Origin of the sequence: Halalkalicoccus sp. CG83, from assembly GCF_037081715.1 — an archaeon.
Classification (GTDB): domain Archaea; phylum Halobacteriota; class Halobacteria; order Halobacteriales; family Halalkalicoccaceae; genus Halalkalicoccus; species Halalkalicoccus ordinarius.
The window spans coordinates 1,544,583-1,567,405 of sequence record NZ_JAZDDH010000001.1 but is presented as its reverse complement, the minus strand read 5'-3'; the positions used below and the strand labels follow the sequence as shown (position 1 = coordinate 1,567,405).

Sequence of the window (22,823 nt, the reverse complement as noted above, 5' to 3'; positions counted from 1 at the left end):
GATGGCGTTCGCGTTCCTCGGCGCGCAGTCGCCCGACGCCTGGTACGAGTGGACGGGATCCAACCACGAGGTGACCGCAGAGGGAGTCGCGGTCGCCAGGATGCCAGCGCCGACGTACGTCTCGCCCGAAACCGTGATCGATGGCCTCGCCGGTGAGACGACCGTCGTCGACGTCGCCCTCGATGAGTGCGGCGTCCTCTATCTCCTGGGGTCGGACGGGGCCGTGTATACGTACGATCGGCGAGCGGATCGAACGACGCACCTCGAGTGTCTCTGGCATGCAGCTCGGTGCGATGAGACCGTTGACGACGACGCAAGCGAGGGTCAGACTGTCGACCCGAACGCCATCGCCGTCACGCCAGAGATCATCTACCTAACGGACAGTGACGAGGGTCACGTCCGCGCGGTTTCGCAGCGACTGCTGCAGACACTTTGGATCATCGGCGAACCGTTTGAGACCCCCGTGGGGCTCGCCTCGCACCAGGGAACGGCCTACGTCCTCGACAGGGGCGACGTCTCCGGTGAGGGCTTCGTCGCTAGGCTCGCCGCCAACGGGACGGCCGAGCGGATCGTCACCGGGTTGGATGCGCCGGAAGCGCTCGTCGCCGACGCCGACGGAAACCTCTACGTCCTCGATCGGCGCGGCAACGGCGACGGGCCGCTGGTCGTCCGGAAGTTCGACGACGAGCGCGAGGAGATCGTCGACGACGTGTACCCGATCGAGACGTTCGCGGTGGCGCGGTCCTCAACGGGCTTCGAGCCGTCCTGCCTCGAGGTCGGCGACGAGGACGAACTCCTCGCCGGCATCGATCCGGAGGGACCGGCCGAGCGGACGCTGTTTCGCTTCTTGCCGGATGAGGGAACCTTCGAGCGACTCCCCACGTTCAAGCGCGGCTCGGTTGCACTCCAGCTGGACCGGACCGATGGCACCGTCCAGGACGGTGGATTGTACGTCGTCGACGATTCGAAACGGGTCGTCGACTTCCTCGCAGAGACCCGCCGCTACAGCCGAAACCCGGCGACCGACCGGTATGACGCGCAGGTGCGGACCCGTCTCGACAGCGGTGAACTCGAGACGGCCTGGCACCGCGTGACCGCGTCGTTCGACGTCCACGGCGCCGGCTCGCAGGTTCGGCTGCGGTATGCCGCCACGGACGACGACACGAAGACCGAAGACCTCGAGGAGATCACGGGAATCGGGCCGACGTACGCCGATCGCCTTCGATCAGCGAAAGTCAGATGGGTTTCGGAGCTGGTCGAGCTCACCGCCGAAGAGATCAGCGACGTCACCGGCACCGCGGTCTCGACGAGCGACGACTGGCTCGCCGAGGCCAGACGCCGGGCGGTCGACTGGACCTCGTTGCCGCTACCCGACCCCGGCGACGCGCTGCTGGACGACCCGGTTGGGCGGTACCTCTGGGTCGAGCTGACGCTGCTCGGCACCGAGTCGCGGACGCCGCGTGTGGCGTCGTTTCGCGCGTACTTCCCGCGGGAGTCGTACCTGCGATACCTGCCGGCGATATACCGGGAAGACCCCGCGAGCGCGGCGTTCCTGGAACGGTACCTGTCCATCTTTGAGAGCGTTTTCGTCGACGTCGAGGCGGAGATCGACGCCGTCACGAGATACCTCGACCCGCAGGGCGTCCCGTCGGAGTACCTCTCGTGGCTCCGCCGCTGGCTCGCGCTCGAGGCGGGCGAGACCTGGTCCGAGGAAGCCGAACGTCGCCTCCTCGAGCGGGGCCCGGAGCTGTTCAAACGGCGAGGAACCAGAGCGGGCCTCCTCGAGATGGTCCGGCTCTTCCTCGAGGAACCGGTCGAATCCGACGAATCAGCCGACGTCGAGGGAGCCGACGACTCGACGCGAGCGTGGGCGAACGCCCATCGCCACGAGCGGGCAGTTCTCCGGCGGCTGGCGGCGAAAAGCCAGCTGACGGACGCCGAAGTCGAGGCGGCGCTGCGAGTCCACGAGACCCTCCCGGCGGTGTACGACCGCGCCGAACGCCTCTTTCTCCTAGAGTACGCCGCCTTCAACTGTATCGACTCCGAGGAGACGCTCGCGGCTTACCGCGCGCTGCTGGGCTGTCCGCAGTGTTTCCTCCTCATGGTGACTCCACCCGTGAGCGACGAACAACTGCGGACGATCCGCCGGATCGTCGATGACCAGCGGCCGGCCCACGCCGCGGGGCGCGCGATCGAGCTTCGACCCTGGATCCGACTCGGAAGCAACGCCTACCTTGGGGTCAACAGCACGCTCCCGGAGCGTGACTTCGTGCTCGAAGAGACCGAACTCGGCGCGAACGCGGTGCTCTCCGAGCGCGAATCGGGTTTCCAACTCGGCCGCCGCTCACGACTGGACGAGGACGACGCTCCGCTATCGTGACCCGAACACAGATCAACAGACCATGAACCGAGATACCCACAACGGCACAACCGACGGCTGCAGACTGCACCGCTTCGAGAAGAACCGCTACTTCCACGGGAAACTGATGACCGCCCGCGATATGGAGGCCGAACAGCGGTACAACATCGGTCAGCAACGGTCGCTCTCGCGGCAGGTGAGCGGCGAGGGACTCCTCTGTGGGCTCTCGGTGACCAACGTCCAAGAGACGGGCGACAACCTCGAGGTTACGGTCGGCCCCGGGTTCGCGCTGGACTGCTGTGGAAACCCGATCGTCGTCACGAGCGCGTCGACGGGGGAACTCGATCCGCCGCAGGGCGACGACATCTACGTCTACCTCCGGTACGCTGAGTGCTCAAAGGAGACCGTCCCAATCCCCGGCTCGGAGAACGCCTGCGAGCAGGAGTGTGCGTACAACCGCATCCTCGAGATCTCAGAGATCACCTACGAGGAGACCGAACCGGACTACAAGCACGTCCCGGCCGCCGTCGTCGACTATCCGACGCCAGACGACGACCCGGCGGACGCGCTCGCGATGATGGCCCGGTCGTACTACGACGCGGAACGCGACGACTGCGAGACGTGCGAGGACCCCTCGGTGTTCGTCGGGGCGTTCACTCGATCGGAGGGGGAGGACGGCGACGTGTGGAGCGAATCGTCGGGCTCGGAGCGGCGGCCGTTCGTCTACACCAATGACATGCTGTACGCCGTCATTGCGGGCCACGCGACCGATTTCGGAAACCCCCACGACGTGATTACGACGCTCAACGACGTCCTCCACGACGGCGGGAACGTCGACCTGATCTCGACGGACGACTCGGTTAGTATCGATCCGGATCCGGATGCGAGCGAGGTCGATCTGGCCGCCTCGGCCGAGTCCGTTGGCGCGCTGGTCAGCGTCGACGGCGTCAGCAATCCCGGCGGCGACGTCGACCTAGAATCAGGGGATGGACTGATCGACATCACGCCGGACGACGGCGCGAACTCGATCGACCTCTCCGTCCCCGAACTGGGCACGCTCACGACCGAATTTGAGAACCACCGCTCGGATACTGACAACCCACACGAGGTGACCGCCACACAGGTCGGAGCGCTCGCGAGTCTCGAGGGGGTCTCGGGGGACGCCGACGGGAACGTCGACCTGACCTCGCCTGATGATACCGTCACCATCACCACGGATTCCGATGCCGTCGGCGAGAACGCCGTCGGACTCTCCGTGAGCGACCTCCCCGATCTCGGGGCGCTCACCGAGCGGATGGGTCGCCTTGAGGAGCGCCACGAGCGGGATATAGAGCGCCTAATGCAGCGAGTGACCCGCCTCGAACACCACGTGATGGAGCGCTCCGTGCTCTGCATCTGCCGCTCCTTCGGCGGCCTCGCCGAGCGACTCGACTTCCACTTTCCGGAGGAGATCGCGAAATTCGCGAACGAGTTCCTCAGTGGCTTCGATACCCAGGAGCGCATCGAGCCCGAGGCGTACTACGAGTTCATCGAGGAGTACCTCGATATGCTCGACGACCTCACTCACCGCCTCGAGGACTCGCGAGTCAGCGAGACGCCGCAGTTCGAGCGATTCCTGCGGTACGTCGAGGAACTGCGGATCGCGTTCGAGGACCGCGAGGAGGACGACGTCCTCCCGGTCGCGACGGCCCAGGAGCGGGTGTGTTCGACGGTCGACTGCCTGGGAATGCAGTAGCGTAACGTCTCCTGCCAATAGCTCCTCAGCCGCGAAGTTGCTGCAGCTAGATGCGATTCATCCGAACCGCCAGATGATCTGGACGTCGACCCCGGCCTTCCGTGCCTGACGCAGTTCGGCATCTAGCTGTTCTTTCGCCTCGGCTGTCGGCCGCATCGGCGCGCGGATCGTATAGATGATCGGAACGTCGGGATAGCGCTGAGCGATCGCGAAAACCGTGGACGCGACCTGAACCCGCTTGTGCGACGGCGAACCCTGCGTTCCCTCTGGGATGCTGAACCCGGCGTCGAGCGTCACCTCGAACACCTCGATCTGAGGGGCACCGGCTGGGGAAAGGAGGACGAAGTCGGGCCGCCTGAAAAGGTCATCTGCTCGCGCGACGCCCCCCAGATTAGTCTTCGGCTCCGCGAGGAGTGTCGGCTCTGAGGGGAGCCCTGTGGACGTTCTGGTTCTGCGAGGCCAGCGGCTCTTGGTACCGGGCGGAATCGGTGACAGCCCCTGTGACTCCGCGAGGCTGCGTCCGACGTCCCGTTCGAACACTGTCGAAGCGAGTTTATCACCCGGCACAGCCGCGAGAACGTCCGGAGATGTGGGGGCTAGCTCTCCTACGACGCTACGTCCAGGTGGTTTTGAACTGGCGACGGTGACTTCTAGAACTTCGTCCTCCTCTTCTTTTTCCGCACCTCGGTGTGTACCTTCGCTGGCAACGTAGCGATAGTCCCACCGTCGGTCGCTGTCGACGACGGTGATCGACTGGAACACCGGATGTCGCTGCTGGACGGTCTCCGCGACTTGCTCTGCTTCCTGTCGAGAGATTCTGTCCTGCTCCACGTACCGCTGCTCTTCCTGCTCGAGGTCCGCCAGTCCGGCCTCCACCTTCGCGTCGTGCTTGGGGTCGTCCGTCTCGGTGCGCCCCTCCGCGGACCCTTCTCTCCCGAATCCTAGCACACCGCCCAGCCGCTTCGCCGCGTCTCTGGCCTGCTCGATGACCCACTGGATTCCCCTGTCGATGGGCTGACGGACGGACTCGATGACGCTTCTGACCTTCGTCGGCAGCCCGCGCAGGCCGATCAGGTTCGCGAGGAACCCGATGAGTACCGAGATACTGCCCGCGAGGGCGTTCTCGACGTAACTCGCGACGGCACCGAGGTTCCCCTGCGCGATCGCCAGGATCGAATCGAGGACCGACTCGACCAGCGCTGCCACCTGTCGGGCGCGCTGGACGAAGAACGTGACCACGTCGTAGATGGCCATGCACGCCTTGACGAATGCACCGACGGGGCCCAGCAGTCCGACGATCCACTTGATGCCCGCCTGGACGACCTGTGTGACGACGAGCTCTCGGATTCTGTCAAGCACCATCGCCTGGAGATCACCGATCTTCGCCTGGACGTACGTCCAGAGACCGGCGACTCCCTCGGTGAGGAGGGTCCGGAAGATCTCGAACGTTCCCTCGAGGGCAGCGACGGTCCGTTCGCCGAGCACCGACACCGCCCGTGCGCGGACGTTCTCGTAGGTCAGTCCCAGGACCTGGGTCACGAGGCTGAAGGTCCCCGCGAGATCGAACCGCTCCGGGAGCTGTATCCCAGCCTCGGCGACCGTACCCATCAACCAGTCGATGAGACCCGTCTGCAGGTGCGTCCAGACGTTCGCGACGAAGTTCTCGAGTCCCCGCGTAACGCCGGCGACGAGGTTGCCAAGGACGCCGATCGGATCGCCGATGATCGTCCCGATGGCGGCCGTCGCTTTGCTGAGGACGCCCAGCAGGAGGCGTTTGAGCTGGAGGATGGTCTGGACGACGCTCCCCATCGCGTCGAGCGCTCTGTCAACGAGACCGCGGTTTTCCGCTCGGAGCGCCTCGATCCGAGCGTCCATTGCCTGGCGGTGCTCGGTGTACGTCTGTGCGAGCGAGTCGATCAGCTGGTCTTTCGTACCGTGGACGCGCTGTTCTAGCTCGTCGAACCGCGAACTGACGTCGCTGGCCGCCGCTTCGCCGACCTCTCGAAGTGACTCGGGGAGATCAGCGACGTACGTAGCGATCTCTCGTTTGCCCTCGGCGATCGTCTCCTGGGCCTCGAGGAGCCCCGTCGCCAGTGTGTCGACGACGCGGTTGATCGTCTCGTCCATTGCCGCGAGGTAGCGTCGCTGGCCCTCCGCGTAGAACTGCTCGACTTCGTCCGGCAGCCCGAGCAGCTTGTCCTTACCCCACCGGGCCCAGCCGGCGGCACCGCTGTAGCGTGCCTCCTTGTAGGCGCGCAACCGTTCCTCGACGTAAGCCTCGAAGGCGACCCTGGCCGCCTCGGCCCCGGCGTCGAACTCGGCGGTCACCTCCTCGTCGAGGGTGTCCAGGCGTTCGGTGACCCGTTGGGTGGTCTCCTCGTAGACACCCAGGATGTGTGTCGCTACCTCTGTGCGCTTCTGTTCGTCTTCTCCTTTCGTCCGCTCTTGGAGAGTGCCGACCTGATCCAGTAGCGTTCCTCGGGTGCCGTGCATCGACTGGAGCTGCGACTGCGCGGCGTCCACCGCCTCCGTCTCAGCCGTCGAGAGCGTACCTTCCTCGTGTTCTCGGTAGGCGTCCGGCGCCTCGGCTGCATGCGTTTCAGCCTCGTGTTTGGCCGACAGCGCCGCCGAGAACGCCGGCTCGTTAGCGTTCTCGAGCTGTTCTTCCGTGACTTCGACCGATTCGAGTTGGCGATCGAGCGTCCGCCGACGCTCCTCGAAGGGCGTCGAGACTTCGGTTTCGGGCTTCGGCTTCGGTGCGGCTCTCGCGGCACCGACGTCCGGTGGCGGCGATCCAACGTCCGGCGACTGCAGCGGCTCTGTCGGTTTCGGCTCCACTGACGACGTGTCGGGTGTCTCCCTGGCAGTCTCCTCGATCGGGGCCTGCACGCTCGATGCCTCGGTCTCGACCGTGTCGACGGCGTCGCGCTTTACCGACGCGAGCGCCTCGCTCTCTGCGAACTCGTCGGCGTCTTCTAACGTCCTCGGCGCCGTCGTCTCGAGGCGACGGAGCAGTGTCTCCTTCAGCGCCGCCCGGTCGAATGGCCGTGGTTCCTGTCGGTCCATCTCGTCGACCTGTTCGGCCGCTGCCTTGCCCGTCACCTCGCTGTCGGGGCTCTCCGACGCCCGCTGTGCTTGCACCGCCGGAACCTCGGACGGCGGATGCGACCGCTCCCGTGCCGCTACGCTCCCGATCTCTTGGATCACCTCCTGGAACTCCGGGTCCTTGTCCGGTACATCGGGCATTGAGCCGCCCTCATCTACCGTAGGTTGGGAATGCGCCGTCGACTCCTCTGTCGACTCCGGCCCGTCGTGTCCGGACTCAGATCCTACATCTGGTGCGGTTTCGGCGAGCGCGTCCGAACCGGCCCCGTCAGTTGCGCTGGAATCCTCTGTTCCTCCGTACTCCGATTCGTTCGAAACTGCTGTACCGTCCATCGGCGTATCGGGCTCGTCTCTGCCAGTACGATCCAGTTGGGGGTCGTCCGAGAGAGATCCGTCTAGTTCACCGCGTCTGTAGAGTTCCTGTACCGCTTGATTACCGAACGACTGCTGGAGCGTTCGAAGGGAGCGGTTCCGATCGTGGCCTGTTGCGGCCTGGTCCCGTCTCGACCGTCCGGTAATGGAGGCTTTCTGATCATCCGCTTCTACCTGAGATCTGAATCGCTTCATGGAGTTTGCTGTGCCGTAGCGACGACCGTCATCTCCCGGTCCTCACCGTTGTTCTCACGTTCCACCCGGTGACTTCCTCGTTACGTCGACGGCTGCTGCATATATCGAACCCAGGTTCTCCGTGCCGATCAACGAGCCGAGTCCGATCGTCGCTTTCACGACACGACCTCCCCCCAGAACTACGGTGATTAGCCTGCATCATCGTGGTTCACGATCGCACGACTCGTTCTGAGTTGTATGATAACACACCTCGCCCCCCTTTGAAGGGTGATCTATCTGGGCCGCTACTGCAAAAGCCTTCCTCCCACGCCAAGTGCAGTACTCCTTACTCCCGGTCCAGAGAGCAACGTGGCACAAAACCCGATCGACAGCTCCCTCGTACGACGACGGTAATGGAACGATCCGTCGTAGAAGGCTACGACCCGACCAAGAACTCGGTCGTCGTCGACCTCGAGCACCGCCAGCCGTACGTTCTCGTTCGCCTCTTGAGTCCCAGGCCACCCAGCCGTGTCTATCGATACACTTCTCGAAATAGAACGACCGGACTACGAAAACTCGTTTCCAGTGATTACCACGACCCGAAGACGTCCTCGAGCTCGCTCATACTGGTCGTCTCTTCGAGAGCTAGCAGGAGTTTGATCCGTGCTTTGTGCGCCGGTAGATCCTCACCACTCAGTGCACCATACCCTTGGAGCGTCTCGCCACCCCCGTTCCCATAGATCGCAGCGAGTGTCCCAGCGTGCGTTCGAGAGGTTACAACGACGGGAATTCCACCGTTGATCGCGTCTCGAACGGCAATACTCAGCGTTTCACTCGTGTTCCCGAGTCCAAACGCATCGAGAACGATCCCATCGTCATTCTGTTCGATGGCAAATCGAATCTGCCGATCGTCCATCCCCTGACCAGAGGAAACGATCGTGACAGTCTTATCAGTACGCAGAGACGAGAGCTCAACGGATTTACTACCCGGCTCCCGATGCAGCTGTACTTCATCTCGAGTGAAGATAGCAACCGGTCCTTTTCCACCAGGGGACTCGAACGTCTCTAGTTTACTGGAGTGACTTTTGGTCACGTCACGTGCTGCATGCAGTTCTTCGTTGAACGCGATATAGACGCCAGTACGGATGTCGTCGTGTGTGGCCGCACGGAACGCGGTGACGAGATTTGCGGGCCCGTCCGAACTCACTTCATCAGGACGTCGCTGTGCCCCCGTAAACACGATCGGAATATCGAGATCGAGCGCTAAATCGAGATGGTATGCCGATTCCTCCATCGTATCCGTACCATGGGTAACGACGATGCCGTCTGCGACGTCTTCTACTTCGCGAGCGGCATCACCGAGATCGGCCACGTCGTCATGATCGAGATTAAAACTGCCGAGTTGGGTGACCTGATCAACGAGGATTTCGTCGGCATGGTCTTCTAATTCAGGAACTGACTCGATCAGTGCCTCACCGCTTTGAGACGGCGATGCACCACCTTCTCCCGGTGTACTCGCGATCGTCCCACCCATACTCAATACCTGTACGACGGTCCCGGAACGTTGCGATGAGTCCTTCGTTTGATCTCCTTTGGTTGAAGCCGGAGTGCCAACAGCAGTGCTACTGGCGAGTCCTGTTCCACCAGCAACGCCCATTATCTGCATGAACGACCGTCTGGGGAAATCGTGAGGTGCCATCCACGTTTTGCGTGACCACACCACATGATAAGCCTATGGAAAGCTCACGATTATGAGAGCTAACGTCGGCTCACTGTCGTGACTCCGTGATGGGAGCGAGTTCTAGCAACCGAGAACCCGTTCCTATGTTCTCCCCGCTATCACAGGGATGAGCAAATGTGGTCCGGGTAATCTAGTAGATGTTCGAGCGGAACTCGTCCTCCGATTCGCTTCCCGCTAGGATTTATTACGGTTGGGGAATCCACCCATAGAGAGATCATGTCTGAATACGGCCTCCTCGCGCTTGCGCCGCCTCTCGTGGCCATTGTCTTGGCGATGGCCACCAGACAGACCCTCGTTTCCCTGTTCGCAGGGGTCTGGATCGGTGCAGTAATGGTCGCAGACTGGAACCCGATCGCCGCGACGGCCCTCGCAACCGACTGGATCGTCGAAGTCATCATGACGCCCTTCAACGCGAGATTTCTCGTGTTGATCATGTTCATGGGGGCCGGTGCAGCGTTCATCTACAAATCGGGGGGGATCCTCGCGCTCGAACGTTGGATCGGACACCGAATCGAGACTGCACGCGATTCACAGGTCCTCACGTGGTTGATCGGGATCTTCATCTTCTTCGACTCCTATACGAGTACGATCGTCACCGGCAATGCGACACGCGAACTGTCCGAGGAGAACGATAGCTCCCGGGAGATGCACTCCTATGTGCTCGACTCGACGACCTCACCCGTGACGACGTTCGGTCCCGTCTCCAACTGGATCGGATTTCAGGTCTCGATGATCATCGTCGGATTCGAGGCACTTGACGTTACGACCGATGAGCTCGGCGTCACTGCCTTCGGCATCTTCCTGCAGAGCATTCCGTGGAACATCTACTGTTTCATGGCGTTTTTCATGGTCGGACTGATCGCGATCACACAGCGGTTCTACGGTCCGATGCTCGATGCCGAATGGCGTGCCCGAACCACGGGCCAAACGATCCGTGAGGACGCAACCCCCTTATCGGATATCACGACCGATGTGGGTGAGCCGAGTCGGAAGAACCCGAAACTCATCAACTTCTTTCTCCCGATCATCGTCCTGCTCGTCGTCGGAATCGTCTCGATGTGGTGGCTCGGAGGCGGATATCAGCCCGGTGTCGATATCGCAACCGCGTTCCAGGAGACGGACGTCGCTCTCGGGTTGCTCTATGCGGCGTTTGCATTCATGGTCGTCGGAATGATTGGCGCCCTCGGTTATGGGACGTTGGACCTCGACGAAGCCAGTGACACGATCATCAACGGCTTCAAGACGATGATGATCGCTGCAGCGATCATCGTTCTGGCCTGGACGATCGGCTTCGCTGCCGAAGAAGTCGGAACCGCCGAATACATCGTCAACGCGATGGTGAGCGGTGGCGTTCCGGGCTCGTTCCTCCCCCTCATTATCTTCGTTGCCGCGATGTTCATCGCGTTCACCACTGGAACGTCATGGGGAACGATGGGTATTTTGACTCCGCTGGCCGTCCCGCTTGGATACGAACTGGTCGGTATCGGAATCCTGCCGGTACTTATGGGCGTTCTGTTCGGCGGCGCGATCTGGGGTGATCACTGCTCCCCGATCAGCGATACAACGGTCATGTCCTCGATATTCGCCGGTGCTGACCACATCGATCACGTCAACACTCAGATCCCGTTCGCGATGACTGCCGCGGGAGTAACCGTCCTTATTCTACTGCTGTACGCCGTTGGCCTCCAACAGGTGTTTATCGCTCTGCCGCTGGCGTTCGTCCTTACGACTATCGCCGTGTTTGCGCTCAACAAGTGGGATACACGACGAAAGAACCTCCCCGAGGTGATGCCGACGAGAGAGGAGATCGAGAGCCATGAACTGCATCGCGAGTCGAGCGATCAGCAGAAGCGGACGACCAACGGAGACTACGATCTACTCGATACGATACCGTTGGTCGCCCTCGGGGTCGTCTTCACCTATCTCGCACTCGTATTCGCATTCGCAACGCTGGGAGGATAACGGTTCGTCTCCCGATCAGTAGAGAGTATCGTACCGACGAGTACGCTAACCCCCATTGAATGGCACGTTCGATCCGTCAGTGACGCCGTTCTTCGAGGAGTCGACCTGCCGAATGGCATCCTGCCCCTCACCCACCCATCGAAGAGAACCCGAGCGATGGGCAACGACAGGACCCGGGCTTCGCGCTCTGATGGGGCGCAGGTCAGTACTTTTCTCCTTCGCGTATTTGTCGGTGTTCTAACGTCTGTCATGCTGGTTTAAGACGCGGGAGTCGGTGGTGTGCTATGGCATGTCTGACGGGCCAAGAGCAACCACGAACCGACGCACCGTTCTCAAAGCAGGCGGCACCCTCGCCCTCGCCGGCCTCATCACTCCGGCAGCGACGGTCGCCCAAACGGATCTCCCCATCGAGATCGAACAGAACGCCAAAGAGGAGTACGTCGTACTCCGGAACGTCGGTGACGACGACGTCGATCTCACCGGCTACTCGATCAATTTCGAGGCTGAAGACGAGGACTACGATCAAGTCCGCCAACTCTCCGGGGATGTCACGCTCGCATCCGGCGAAGAGGTCACTGTCGCCACGGGCGATGAAACCACGGACAGCACCGACGTCACGCTGGTCGATCCCTACGATGGCCACGTGCTGCGCAACGATGGGAGTGACGAGATCGCGCTGCTCGATCCCGATGGGAACACGGTCGTTTCGACCGCTGGCTCCGGTGAATCCGACCCGGGCGATGGCGGAGACGAGTCGGAGCGGACGCTGACCATCACCGTCGTCGACGAGAACGACGAGTCCGTTGAGGGCGCGAACGTGAGCGTCGTCACGTCCGACGGCGGCGAAGAAGTCGCGAGCGGCGAAACGGATAGCGACGGCACGGTCACGTTCGACGTCGAGAGCGGCGAGTATGACGTCATCGTCGAGCACGACGACGTCACCGGCCCAGCGGCCACTCCGGCAACTGTCGACGATACCGATCCGGAAGTCAGCGTGACGCTCGACATGAGCGACGACACGGCGACCGGGATCGTCCGCGTGGTCGATCAGAACGACGACCCGGTCGAGGGTGAGCCCGTAACGCTCTGGCCGCCCGGCACCGTCGACGAAGAGGCAACGGAGACCCGTGAGACGAACGCCGATGGTGAAGTCGTGATCGAACTCCTCGCTGGCGAGCCCGAGGACGTCGTCATGTTCGAGACCGTCGTGCGCAACCAGTCAAAGACGCTCGGAATCATGAGTGACGAGCACGCCGGCGTTCAGGAGGTCGTCTTCGAAGTCGACACGTCGGACGACTCTGACGATGAGGACGGCCAAACGCAAGAACTCGACAGGGATGATGGAGACGACGAGGACATGGACGAGAAGTCCGGTGACGACGACGAGGATGTGACGGACGCGGACGGGGACGGTGTCGCTGCGACGGACGACGCTGACGACGACTGCCCGAAAGAGAGCTAAGCGGTTCGTTCAAGGGGGAGACCTCTGTTTCCCCGTTCTCCGGCCGCGGGTGGGTTGTGATCGATTAGATCGTTCCTCGTCCCGGCGGTGAGCGTGACGAGGAGGAATCTCCTCCGCCAAGGAGCGAGGGGCGTCGTCTGAGCCGGGGAAGGAACCGTCGAGCCGACGTGAGTTACGGGGAGATCGAACCGAGTTGCTGTCAGGACGTCACTTATCGCGGCCGTTCGAAGCGATCGACGGTTCGCAAGCGGTGTCTTCGATTCTCCTCCCGGACGGCGACTCGTTTCGATGTCAGGTGGGGGCTTTTAGGAACTGCAGTGTGATGGGTTCGCATGAGCAACGTCCAACAGTACCAGTACCAGCTTCCGGAGACGCTGAACACGGCCGGCTCCAAACTCGTCTACCTCTATCTGAAGATCGAGAACGAAGCGACGATCAACGAACTCCACATGGCGCTCGGCATGAAGAAGATCACGCTGTACTCGTTGCTCCAGACGCTCACGGCGACTGAACTCGTCGATCAGGAAGGAGCCATGTACGTCTGCACCGAGTAGACGTCGCGGACGCCTAGCCGTAGCCGTCGATCATCCGTCCGAACACGATCGACGCCGTCCGCGGGTCTCCCGCGAGACGATCCGGAGCGAGGGGACGTTCGACAAGCGGGTTTGGGCTCGTCGACGCGGGCGATTCGACCTCAGCGATCCAGCAACGATCGCACGGTGGCGATACCGAAAGCGGATCGGTCGTTCGGTACCGTAATGCACTGGTCTGCGGTCTCGGTGCGGAACTCCGTGGCGAGGTACGGCTCGAACAGGGCGGTCAGCGCGGTCGGTCGAATGATCCCGCGCGACTGGTTGTACTCGATGACGCCGTAGTCGTCGAGTTTGGGGAGATGAGACTGGTAGAGCGCGATGTACACCCGCTGGCGCTGGTCGGAGTCCAATTGCTGGACCGGGATCCCGTTCTCCCACGCGGCGATCTCTTCCGCGAGCGTTCGCATGTCGAACTCCTCGCGCTCGGGTTGAGCGGCGAAATAGCGGAGCGCCGCGCGGCGGCGGCCGTTCTGAAGGAGGTGAAAGAGGTCATCCTTGGCGATGGAGAGCGAGCCGTCGCTGGTCTCCGTGGACGCGTCGTCGACCGTCGTTCTGGTACTCATGATGCCAATCGTACATTTCCGGGAAGTATAATAAATACAGAATATAGTTCATCGAATTTCGCACACCATAACTACCGTTATTCGACATGTAAGGTAGTTTAGGGTATGGGTAGAGGACGGATCGTACGCCACGGACCCGACCCGCATCCTCGACGTACGGATCGTATCGTGGTCGAAGAGCGACCTCCAACCGCGGGAACGGAGACGGCGACCGACGGAACGTTCGACCCTACTGGTCCCAGGCTTGATAGCTGGCCAGCAGTATGATCACGATGAACACCGGAAGCGTCGCGAGTCCACCGTCGATGCCCACGACCGTCGCTCCGACGGAGAGCAGTGCGCCGAGCGTCCCCAGGCCGACGTACAGTTCCGGCCACCGATCGTCCCCGTTCGGCGATCTCGTGTACTCCTCGATCTGAGACGCCCGGTCCCGGAGCGTGACGTCCTTGCTGTCGGTGTCGTACTCGACGATTCCGAGCGCCTCGAGTTTCGGTAGATGGGTCTGGTGCAACGAGACGTACACGCTCTGGCGAACGTTCTGTGGCGGCGGATCCTCCCCGCTTTCGAGTCGTGCGATGTGTTCCGAGAGCTCCTGGATCGTCGCGTAGCCGTCGTGTCGACCGAGAAAGGAGATCAGCTCCCGCCGTCGGGCGTTTCGCAGGACGTCGTGTATATCCCCTTCGTCGATCGCCGTCGACTCCTCACTCATGGCGGTGACCTCGGCGTTCACCGCCCCTCCAGTCCCTCTCCATCGCGTAACACGTCAGATCGAACTGTTATGATTGTAACGTATTCTTGCAGCGAACCGTTTGAGGACATTAACATCCCCGTGGGGACGGTAACGGTTCGTTACCGGTCGGTCGGATCGGTCGGACAGCGAACGGTTCAGGCGAGCCACTCATCGGGCTTCGTGTCGTAGTCGATATCGCTCGCCTCGATGGCTTCGACCTGCTCGGGCTCGAGATCGGTGGTCTCGAACTCGCTTCCGTCGTATCGGATCATCACCCCTCGCTCCTCGGGTTCGGGCTCGCGGTTACGCCGACGGGCGACCTCGACGGCCTTCTCCGAGACTTCCTTGCGGATCGTCATGAGGTTGACCGGCCGGCCCCACAGCTCGAAGACGCGAACCAGCGTCTGTTTCGCTTGGCCCACGTCGAGGGCGATCCCGTTGTATCGGTGGCCGAGCAGCAGTTCGTTACGGTTCGCGTAGTTGCCGTCGTGGACCTCGATCGTCGGCTTGCCGAAGTTGGTGAACTGCAACAGCAGCTTCTTCTTCACGTCCTCGGCGTCGGTGCTGGTCGCCCGGTAGTCGCCGGTAGCGTAGGCGTACTCGTAGGTGAAGTACTCGTGGCGGTCGACGAACTCCTGGGTGAGGAACTCGTCGATGAAGGTGACGTCGTTGTGGCTCTCGCGGATCTCGCGCATCCGATCCCAACCGGCGGTCCGATCGACGGCGGCGATCGCCTCCTCGACGCTCGCATAGAGGGCGTCGTCGAGGACGTACCGTCCGATCCGTTCGAGGTTGCTCTGCCCGATCCGCCGGAGATAGCCGCGGTTCTGCGGTTTGACCAGCGAGTAATGGCGCTCTGCGAGTCCCTCGAACGTCAGTACCTTCCACGGATAGCGATCGACGTCGATCTCGCCGTCTCGAGCGCGCTCGATGGCCTCCCGATCGACCAGCCGGTCGTCGAGGCCGGAAAGCGCGTTAAGCCGATCGCTGCCGATGTGTGCGAGCGGCGCACGCGCTTCGAGGAGTTCCTGAACGCGATCGAAGTCGACTACGTCGTGGAAGTTTCGCCACGTCACCCCCTCGGTCCGCAGGAGCTTGTCGATGACCTCTCGCCGGTTCGTCGTGTTCTCGACGTACTCCCAGAGCTCCTTTCCGAGCTTGTAGGGGTTGAGCCCCGGCGATCCCAGCACCCGGGCCTGGTGGTCGGCGTAGTCGATGAACTCGTCGGCCTCCGCGAACCCCTCCTCGCCCATCATCATCGACTCCCAGTAGGCGGCCCACCCCTCGTTCATCACCTTCGTCATCCGCTGAGGCGCGAAGTAGTACGACTCCGTTCGGAGCATCTCGAGGATCTCGCGCTGCCAGGGATCCATCTCCCGGGCACGGTCGGCCTCCCCGTCGTAGCGCTTCCCGTGTTCTCGCAGGAACGCGAGTAGGTCCGGCTCCGGCGTCTCGGGGAACGACCCCGAACGGCCCTCGCCCGCGTGGCGTTCGAGCCAGGCCTCGTCGAAGACCTCCCGCCTGACCTCCTCGCTCAGCCCGAGTCCCTCGAGCGCCGCCTCGATGTCCTCGTCCTCGTCGATCGACTCCTCGACGCGCTCCCGGGAGAACGCGCGGTGCTGATCGATCACGTCCTCGACACAGAGCACGTTGTCGATCCACCGTTCGACCTCGCTGCGGTCGATCTCGGGGTCCGCCATCGCCGACTCGACCGTTCTGGCGTGACGCGAGAGCAGGGCGGCGGCGGCGGGGCTTCGGGCCGCTTCGTCGCCGGTGAACAGCCCGAACCACCGGTTGTTCGCGAAGAAGTCGGCGTGGGCCTCGACGTGGGTGATGACCGCCTTCTGGTCGGCCAGCGAGTTCGACTCCTGGAGGAAGGCGTTCGAGGGATCGTCGTTGTTGACGAGTTCGAACGCCTTCCCGCCGACGTACTGGTTGGTCTTCCGCTGGCGGTCGTACTTCATCCCCCAGCGCCAGTGGGGATAGCGCTCCTGGAACCCGTCGTAGGCGATCAGCTCGTTCATCTCGTCGTTGTCGACGATCCAGTAGTTCACCGGGTACGGCTCGAGTCCGAGCTTTCGGGCGAGTTCGTTCGCCTCCCGGACCGGTTCCTCCAGTTCGTCCGCCACGCGTTGGGCGTGGTATCTGTTGAGACTCATGATTCGTCCTCCGTGCTCAGTATCTCGTAGATCGCGTCGGTCACGTCGTCGGGTCCGGAGACGTACGCGACGGCGACGTTGTCCCGGTCGCCCAGACGACGTTCGACCTCCTCGGCGTGGGTAGCGTTGATCGCGCTGCCGCTCGGCTGGGTCTCGACGTAGGCGTGGAGGTTCGCGTCGATCTCCTCCATCAGCGGGACCACCCGCTCCTCGGTGTCGTTCGAGGAGTTCTCCGAGTCGCCCGCGGCGAAGACGTACCGGTTCCACTCGCTCCAGGGATAGTGCTCCTCGAGCAGTTCCGCAGCGAGTTCGTAGGCGCTCGAGATCTTGGTGCCGCCGCCCGACCGAATGCCGAAGAACTCCTCGCGTTCGACCTCCCAGGCGGTAGCGTCGTGGGCGATGTAGACGAACTCGGCGGTGTCGTACTTCCCGGTCAGATACCAGTCGAGCGGCGTGAACGTCCGCTCGACGAGTTCGCGCTTGTCCTCGCGCATCGAGCCCGAGACGTCGCGGATGTTCACCACGACGACGTTGTGCTGGGGCTTCTTGACGACCTCCGGGTAGCGATAGCGCTCGTCCTCACGGCGGAACGGAACGTGACCGATCCCCTCGCGGCGGATGCGTTGGGAGAGCGGCTCGCGCTCGACCCGCTCCTGCATCTCCTCGATCGAGCGCCAGCGCCCGCGCTCCTCGTCGGGGATCGACTCGAACGCGTCGTCGATCCAGGCCCGCGAGACGGGGATGTGGTTCTCACGGGCCCACCGGAACGCCTCCTGAGCGGTCATCCCCTCGACGCGGAGCAGTTCCCGGACATACTTCTCGTCGAACTCCGTGGCGAGCTTTCGCTTCAACCCCTCCTTGAACAGGCGTTCAACGTCGAGCGTGCTATCCGGCCCCGTCCGGGTGCGATCGGTGTACTCGCCCTCCTCCTCGGTCTCGACCTTCTTACCTTTGGGCTCGAGGTCGAGCCCAAGACGCTCGTCGAGCTCCTGGGCGAACTCCTCGGGGTCCATCTCGTAGTACTCGTGATCGCCGCCCTCCTCACCGGCCTCGCCCTCGTCGCCCTCGCCGGGTTGTGGTTGGGGCTGGCCGACCTGGTCGCCGGGCTCGGGCGTGCCGCCGTCGCCCTGGCCCACGCCGCCCGTATCGAGCTGGTCGTAGGCGAACTCCGGCAGCGAGACGATCTTAATCGGGATCCGGATGTCGCCGCGTTCGCCCCCGAGGTCGCCGTACTGGATGAACTCCGCGAGGTCCTGGCGACGCTTCTCGCCCACCTCGCGGTACCGCTCGAGGTCGTCCCTCAGTCCCATTGGTAGCTCACCTGTCCCATGACGTGGCGGCTGGTCAGCTCGGCCGACGCCGACGAGTAGCCGAACTGTTCGACCATGGTTTCGACCGTGCGCTCCTTGATCGCCGCCGTCTCGGTGTTCGCCGGCGGGTCGTCCCACTGGCGCGGGTCGAGGTCGTCGTAGACCCGGGCGACGTCCTCCCAGTCGTGGCTCTCGAGGACGTCCCGGATCACGGGGATGTCGAGCAGGTTCACCTCGTCGATCGAGAAGTCCTCGTCGCGGTTGCGCCACGCGTGGCGGTTCAACGCAGTGATGATCCGGTCGCGGCGGAACTTCGTCACCAGCGGGTTCGAGGTCGTCCCCTCGTAGTCGTCCTCGCCGAACCGTCCGAGGTGTTCGATCTCGAACACCTTCATCTTCAACGGGTCGGGTTCGACCCGCTGGCCGCGCGCGTTCGTCACCGTCTCCTCGGTGGCCCAGGCGTAGACGTGCTCGACGTACTCCTCGACGGTCCGCTCGTCGACGCGTTTCTCGTGCATGATCGCGCCGACGACATCCGCCTCCTGGCGCTCGAAGACGTGGTTCTTCACGGGAACCAGCCGGTCCTCGAACTCGCGGCGTTCGGCCCGCGAGAACATCGGCGCGGCGTGGAGCTCGTCGGCCATCTCGTTGAGCACGTCCCGCGGCATGAGGACGTTCTCGACGGGGAGGTCTGGATGAGTGCGGTCGCGCTCGCCGTTGAGTAGATCCGCGATCACGTCGCGGGTGAACGTGACGGGTACCCCGTGGGTGCCGTCGTCGCCGGTCGCCTCGAGCCCGATGTCGTCGGCGTCGAGGCGCTCGTCCTCCTCCTGGAGATACCCCCGATCGAACAGCAGCGCCTTCTCGACGAGGCTGAGTCCCTCGGGAAGGTCCTCCGAATCGAGACGCGTGACGACGCTGTAGAGCGCCGCCGCCTCGACGGTGTGGGGGGCGAGCTCGCGCTCGACGACGTGACCCTCGCCCTCGCTGATCGGGACCACGAGCGACGCCTCGACGCGCTCGCGGAGCTCGTCGCCGTCGACGCCCTCCCAGATCGCGGTTTCGCCGGTGAGCTCGCGGTGGATCAGCTCCGACTCGAGTCGGAGGTTCGTCAGATACCGGAACTCGTGTTTATCGAGACGGCGTTTCAGCGCCTTCAGCGGGTCGGTGCCGTTGCGGTCCGCGTGCTGGTTGAGCTGTGCCTCCAGATCCGGGTTCGAGATGATCAGCAGCTGGGTGTCGACGTCCATGCCGATCCCCTTATCGAGCTTCACGTGGCGCTCGTCGGGGACGTTGAGCAGCTTCTGGAGCAGGTCCGCGTGCTGGGTGGCGTCCTCGACGATCGTGAGCAGGCCGTTGCCCTGCGAGAGCACGCCGTCGTAACTGAACGCCTGGGGGTTCTTTCGTCCCCTGGAGTCGAGCTTCTGGAGCATCCCCGCCATCCAGCTTCCGACGAGCCGTTCCTTGGGCCGGCCCTCGTCCTCCGAGTGGAGGACGCCGATCCCCTGGCCGACGCCGACGACGTAGTTGCTCACCCGGAGGTGACGCTCGTCCGTCACCGCCGAGAACAGGTCGGGGACGTCCTCGCGCCGGTAACGTTTCTCGAGGTAGTCGTAGGCCTCCCGGCAGAACGGATCCAGGTCCGTCTCCACGCGGATCGGCGACTGATCATCGGTCTCGGCGTTGAGGTCGTCGACCAGCTTCTCGCGGACGGGCTCCGGAAACACCGAGAGCGGATGCGACTGGACCGGACTCTGATACCAGCTGTCCTCGTCGACACGAGGGGCGTCGCCGTAGGTCAACCCCGGCGAGTCCTCGGCGCTCGCGACGTTCCACTCGAGGGTGTAGCGTCGTCCCTCGGGCGTCTTCGAGTACTCGCGTAGCCCGTTTATCAGACAGCGCTTGAGTTCGGACTTCCCCGTCGCCGTGGGGCCGTCGAACCAGATGATCTTCTCGTCCTTTCCCCGGCCCGCGGCGATCGATCGCAGGTCGTCGACGAACGCGTTGAGCACCTCGGTGTTGCCGAGGATGGCGTGCTCGCCGTCGTTGTACGGGTCGTCGAAGAAGCGGTAGCGTTCGCGCTCCTCGCCCTCCTCGACGACGATCCGGGTACCGGCGGCCTCGATCGCCGAGACGAGGTACTTCGAGGCGTGTGCGCCGATCGAGGGCCGTTCGAACAGCCGATCGACGTACTCGTCGAGACCCATCGGCTCCTCGTAGGCCTCGTCGAGCTCCCGGTCGGCCGCGTGGACGTAGTCGGTGCCGATCATGCGCCCTCGAGCTCGCTTTTGGCGACCTCGGCGCCGGCGAACTCGAGTACCTCCATTGCGCCCTCGCGCGAGTAGCCCTGGTCGATCAGCGCGTCGACCCAGGCGTTTCGGTCGTCGTCGTCGAGCTCGTTCGCGCTCACCAGCGCCGAGAAGTTGATGTTGTGTTTCTTGTCCTCCCAGAGCTTGCGCTCGAGCGCGCGGCGCAGCCGGTCGTTGTCCTCGGGGCTGAACGCCTCGCCCTCGCGGGCTCTCCTGGAGACCCAGTTCGAGACCTCCTGACGGAAGTCGTCCTTGCGGTCCTCGGGGATGTCGAGCTTCTGCTCGACGGCCCTGAGGAACGTCTCGTCGGGCTCCTGTTCGCGACCCGTGAGTTCGTCGGGGACGGTGTCGTCGTCGATGTAGGCCATCACGTGATCCATGTACTTCTCGCCCTGGCGGCGGATCTCGTCGAGGTCGTACGCGAGCGCGTGGCGGACGTCCTCGATCGCGCGCTCGCGGTACTCCTCGCGCACGAGTTCGAGGTAACGGTGGTAGCGCTCGAAGTTCTCCTCGGGGATCGAACCGTGGTTCTCGAGGTTCTCCTCGAAGTGGGTGAACACCGACAGCGGGCTCAGATACGTGCGCCCGCGGTGCATCGAGTTCATGATCGCTTCCGCGATCTCGTCGCCGATGAACCGTGGTGAGACCCCCACCATCGCCTCGGCGATCTCGGCCTTCTGTTCGCCCTCCTCGCGGAGCTTGGTCACGTCGACGTCGTCGCCGTCGCTCGACTCGCCGTTGTACGCCTTGGCCTTCTGTAGCAGGTCGACCGTCTCGGTGTCGGGCTCCTCGATCCGCGTGAGAACGCCGAACATCCCGGCCATCTCCAGTGCGTGGGGTTCGACGTGGATGTCGGGAACGTCGGCGTTCCGAAGCAGCTTGCGGTAGATCTCCGCCTCCGCCTCGTACTCGAGCACGTAGGGGAAGTCGATGCGCTTGGTGCGGTCGTTGAACGCCTCCATCGACTCGTCGCCCTTCTTCTCGCGGTACTCGGGCATGTTGGTGCGTCCGACGATCACCTGGTCGATGTCGATCCGGGGGTTGCTCTTCGGCTTGATCGTCTGTTCCTGGGTCGCGTGCAGGAAGTCGTAGAGGAACTCCTTCTGGAGCTTCAACAGCTCCTCGCCCGAGAAGATGCCGCGGTTCGCGTTGCAGAACGCTCCCGAGTAATCGAACGCCCTCGGATCGCTCTCGCCGTAGACGGCGATCTTCGAGTAGTTGACGTCGCCCGTGAGTTCGGTCTCGTCCTGGTTCTTCTTGTCCTTGGGCTCGAACGTCTCGATCGACTGGCGCTTGTTCTCGTCGGCGAGCAGGCGGATCACCTCGACGTGGTTCTCCACGACGGCCTGGAGGTCGTCGTCGTAGTAGGCGAGCAGCCGATCCATGTAGAAGCTCGAGGCGGGGTCGAGCGACTGCTCGTTTCGAATGGTGTAGGGCGCGTCGAGTCGGTCGTTTAGCGTCTCGATCACCCCCTCGCGCTGTTCGAGGGGAAGCAACACGAGCGGGTCCTGGTTCATCGGCGACTGGACCACGTCGTCCGCGGGGTCCTGATCGGGGATCACGTCACAGAGGTTGGTCCACCGGAAGGTGTACATCCGGCCCGCGTCGCTCGCGGTGTAGTCCTCGAAGTAGGCGCGGATCCGCGCGTCGAACGCCGATTTCCCGGAGCCGACCGGGCCCAACAGGAGCTTGATCCGGCGATCCGGGCCGAGCCCGCGGGCACCGCTTTTCACCTTGTTGACGAACTCGTGGATCGAGCGGTGGACCACCTCGCCGTAGAAGGTGTTCTCGCCGTCGCCCAGCGGGTCCTCGCTCGCGAGGAGGTACTCGACGGTGCCGCTCTCCTCGTCGTAGCGCGTACCGTAGTGGTCGAACATGTCCGCGACGCGCTGGTGGGCGTTACGGGCGATCCGCGGGTCCTCCTGGACCGCCTCCAGATACCAATCGAAGCTCTTGGCATCGCGGAGGTCGCTGGGAACCGTCTCTCTGTACTGCTGACTGATCGTCTCGAGGGTGTTGATGTCGCCGTTCATGGTTCGTGGGGGGCCGAGAGGCGCGTAGAGGGAGACCGACCGGACTGCATCACCGACGATCCGGTGTCGACGCCGAGACCCTCCCGCCACGACTGATTCGACGCGGGCCGACGCGGAGATCGTGGGCGGGTTTCGGTCATCATGTCTGGACTTCGTAACGCTGGAACGCCCCCGTGGGGACTCGCCGGAAGGGGAACGCGTACAGCGCGGGTCGTT

At 63.4% G+C, this 22,823-nt stretch carries 13 protein-coding genes; 5 read left to right on the top strand and 8 right to left on the bottom strand.

Features of this window, described 5'->3' with window-relative positions; genetic code table 11:
* Position 1: 1 nt before the first annotated feature.
* A complete protein-coding gene (locus V0Z78_RS08110) occupies positions 2–2,380 on the top strand; it encodes a phage tail protein (protein ID WP_336344126.1) in 2,379 nt (792 codons plus the stop codon).
* Between the two features lie 22 nt (positions 2,381–2,402).
* Positions 2,403–4,094 (top strand): hypothetical protein, encoded by a 1,692-nt coding sequence (locus tag V0Z78_RS08105; RefSeq protein ID WP_336344125.1) that lies wholly within the window; start codon positions 2,403–2,405, stop codon positions 4,092–4,094.
* Between the two features lie 57 nt (positions 4,095–4,151).
* Here V0Z78_RS08105 and V0Z78_RS08100 read toward each other — a convergent pair whose 3' ends face one another.
* Together V0Z78_RS08100 and V0Z78_RS08095 are read right to left on the bottom strand one after the other, a co-directional pair.
* A complete protein-coding gene (locus V0Z78_RS08100) occupies positions 4,152–7,340 on the bottom strand; it encodes a hypothetical protein (protein WP_336344124.1) in 3,189 nt (1,062 codons plus the stop codon).
* A 994-nt stretch (positions 7,341–8,334) separates the two neighbouring features.
* Positions 8,335–9,402: an asparaginase gene (locus tag V0Z78_RS08095; protein WP_336344123.1), complete on the bottom strand. Its 1,068-nt coding sequence runs from the start codon at positions 9,400–9,402 to the stop codon at positions 8,335–8,337.
* 300 nt (positions 9,403–9,702) lie between these two features.
* On the opposite strand from V0Z78_RS08095, the gene V0Z78_RS08090 reads away from it, so the two are divergent.
* The 3 genes from V0Z78_RS08090 to V0Z78_RS08080 all read left to right on the top strand — a co-directional run bounded on the left by V0Z78_RS08090 (position 9,703) and on the right by V0Z78_RS08080 (position 13,464).
* The gene (locus V0Z78_RS08090) at positions 9,703–11,448 is read left to right on the top strand and encodes a Na+/H+ antiporter NhaC family protein (protein ID WP_336344122.1); all 1,746 of its coding nucleotides are present in this window, start codon (positions 9,703–9,705) and stop codon (positions 11,446–11,448) included.
* A 289-nt stretch (positions 11,449–11,737) separates the two neighbouring features.
* A complete protein-coding gene (locus tag V0Z78_RS08085) occupies positions 11,738–12,910 on the top strand; it encodes a lamin tail domain-containing protein (protein ID WP_336344121.1) in 1,173 nt (390 codons plus the stop codon).
* A gap of 332 nt (positions 12,911–13,242) precedes the next feature.
* A complete protein-coding gene (locus V0Z78_RS08080) occupies positions 13,243–13,464 on the top strand; it encodes a hypothetical protein (RefSeq protein ID WP_336344120.1) in 222 nt (73 codons plus the stop codon).
* A 140-nt stretch (positions 13,465–13,604) separates the two neighbouring features.
* Here the strand turns inward: V0Z78_RS08080 and V0Z78_RS08075 are convergent, their stop codons facing one another.
* From V0Z78_RS08075 to V0Z78_RS08050, 6 genes are all read right to left on the bottom strand, one after another.
* Positions 13,605–14,066, bottom strand: coding sequence for a DUF7344 domain-containing protein (locus V0Z78_RS08075; RefSeq protein WP_336344119.1), 462 nt, complete (start codon positions 14,064–14,066; stop codon positions 13,605–13,607).
* A 229-nt stretch (positions 14,067–14,295) separates the two neighbouring features.
* A complete protein-coding gene (locus V0Z78_RS08070) occupies positions 14,296–14,775 on the bottom strand; it encodes a DUF7344 domain-containing protein (protein WP_336344118.1) in 480 nt (159 codons plus the stop codon).
* Positions 14,776–14,951: 176 nt separating this feature from the next.
* Positions 14,952–16,955 (bottom strand): SpoVR family protein, encoded by a 2,004-nt coding sequence (locus V0Z78_RS08065; RefSeq protein ID WP_336344117.1) that lies wholly within the window; start codon positions 16,953–16,955, stop codon positions 14,952–14,954.
* The gene (locus tag V0Z78_RS08060) at positions 16,952–18,265 is read right to left on the bottom strand and encodes a YeaH/YhbH family protein (RefSeq protein WP_336344116.1); all 1,314 of its coding nucleotides are present in this window, start codon (positions 18,263–18,265) and stop codon (positions 16,952–16,954) included. The genes V0Z78_RS08065 and V0Z78_RS08060 overlap by 4 nt, the downstream gene beginning before the upstream one ends.
* The gene (locus V0Z78_RS08055) at positions 18,256–20,535 is read right to left on the bottom strand and encodes a PrkA family serine protein kinase (RefSeq protein ID WP_336344115.1); all 2,280 of its coding nucleotides are present in this window, start codon (positions 20,533–20,535) and stop codon (positions 18,256–18,258) included. Before V0Z78_RS08055 ends, V0Z78_RS08060 begins: the two co-directional genes overlap by 10 nt.
* Entirely contained in the window at positions 20,532–22,607 is a 2,076-nt protein-coding gene (locus V0Z78_RS08050; RefSeq protein ID WP_336344114.1) for a PrkA family serine protein kinase, read from the bottom strand. Before V0Z78_RS08050 ends, V0Z78_RS08055 begins: the two co-directional genes overlap by 4 nt.
* Between the last annotated feature and the right edge of the window lie 216 nt (positions 22,608–22,823).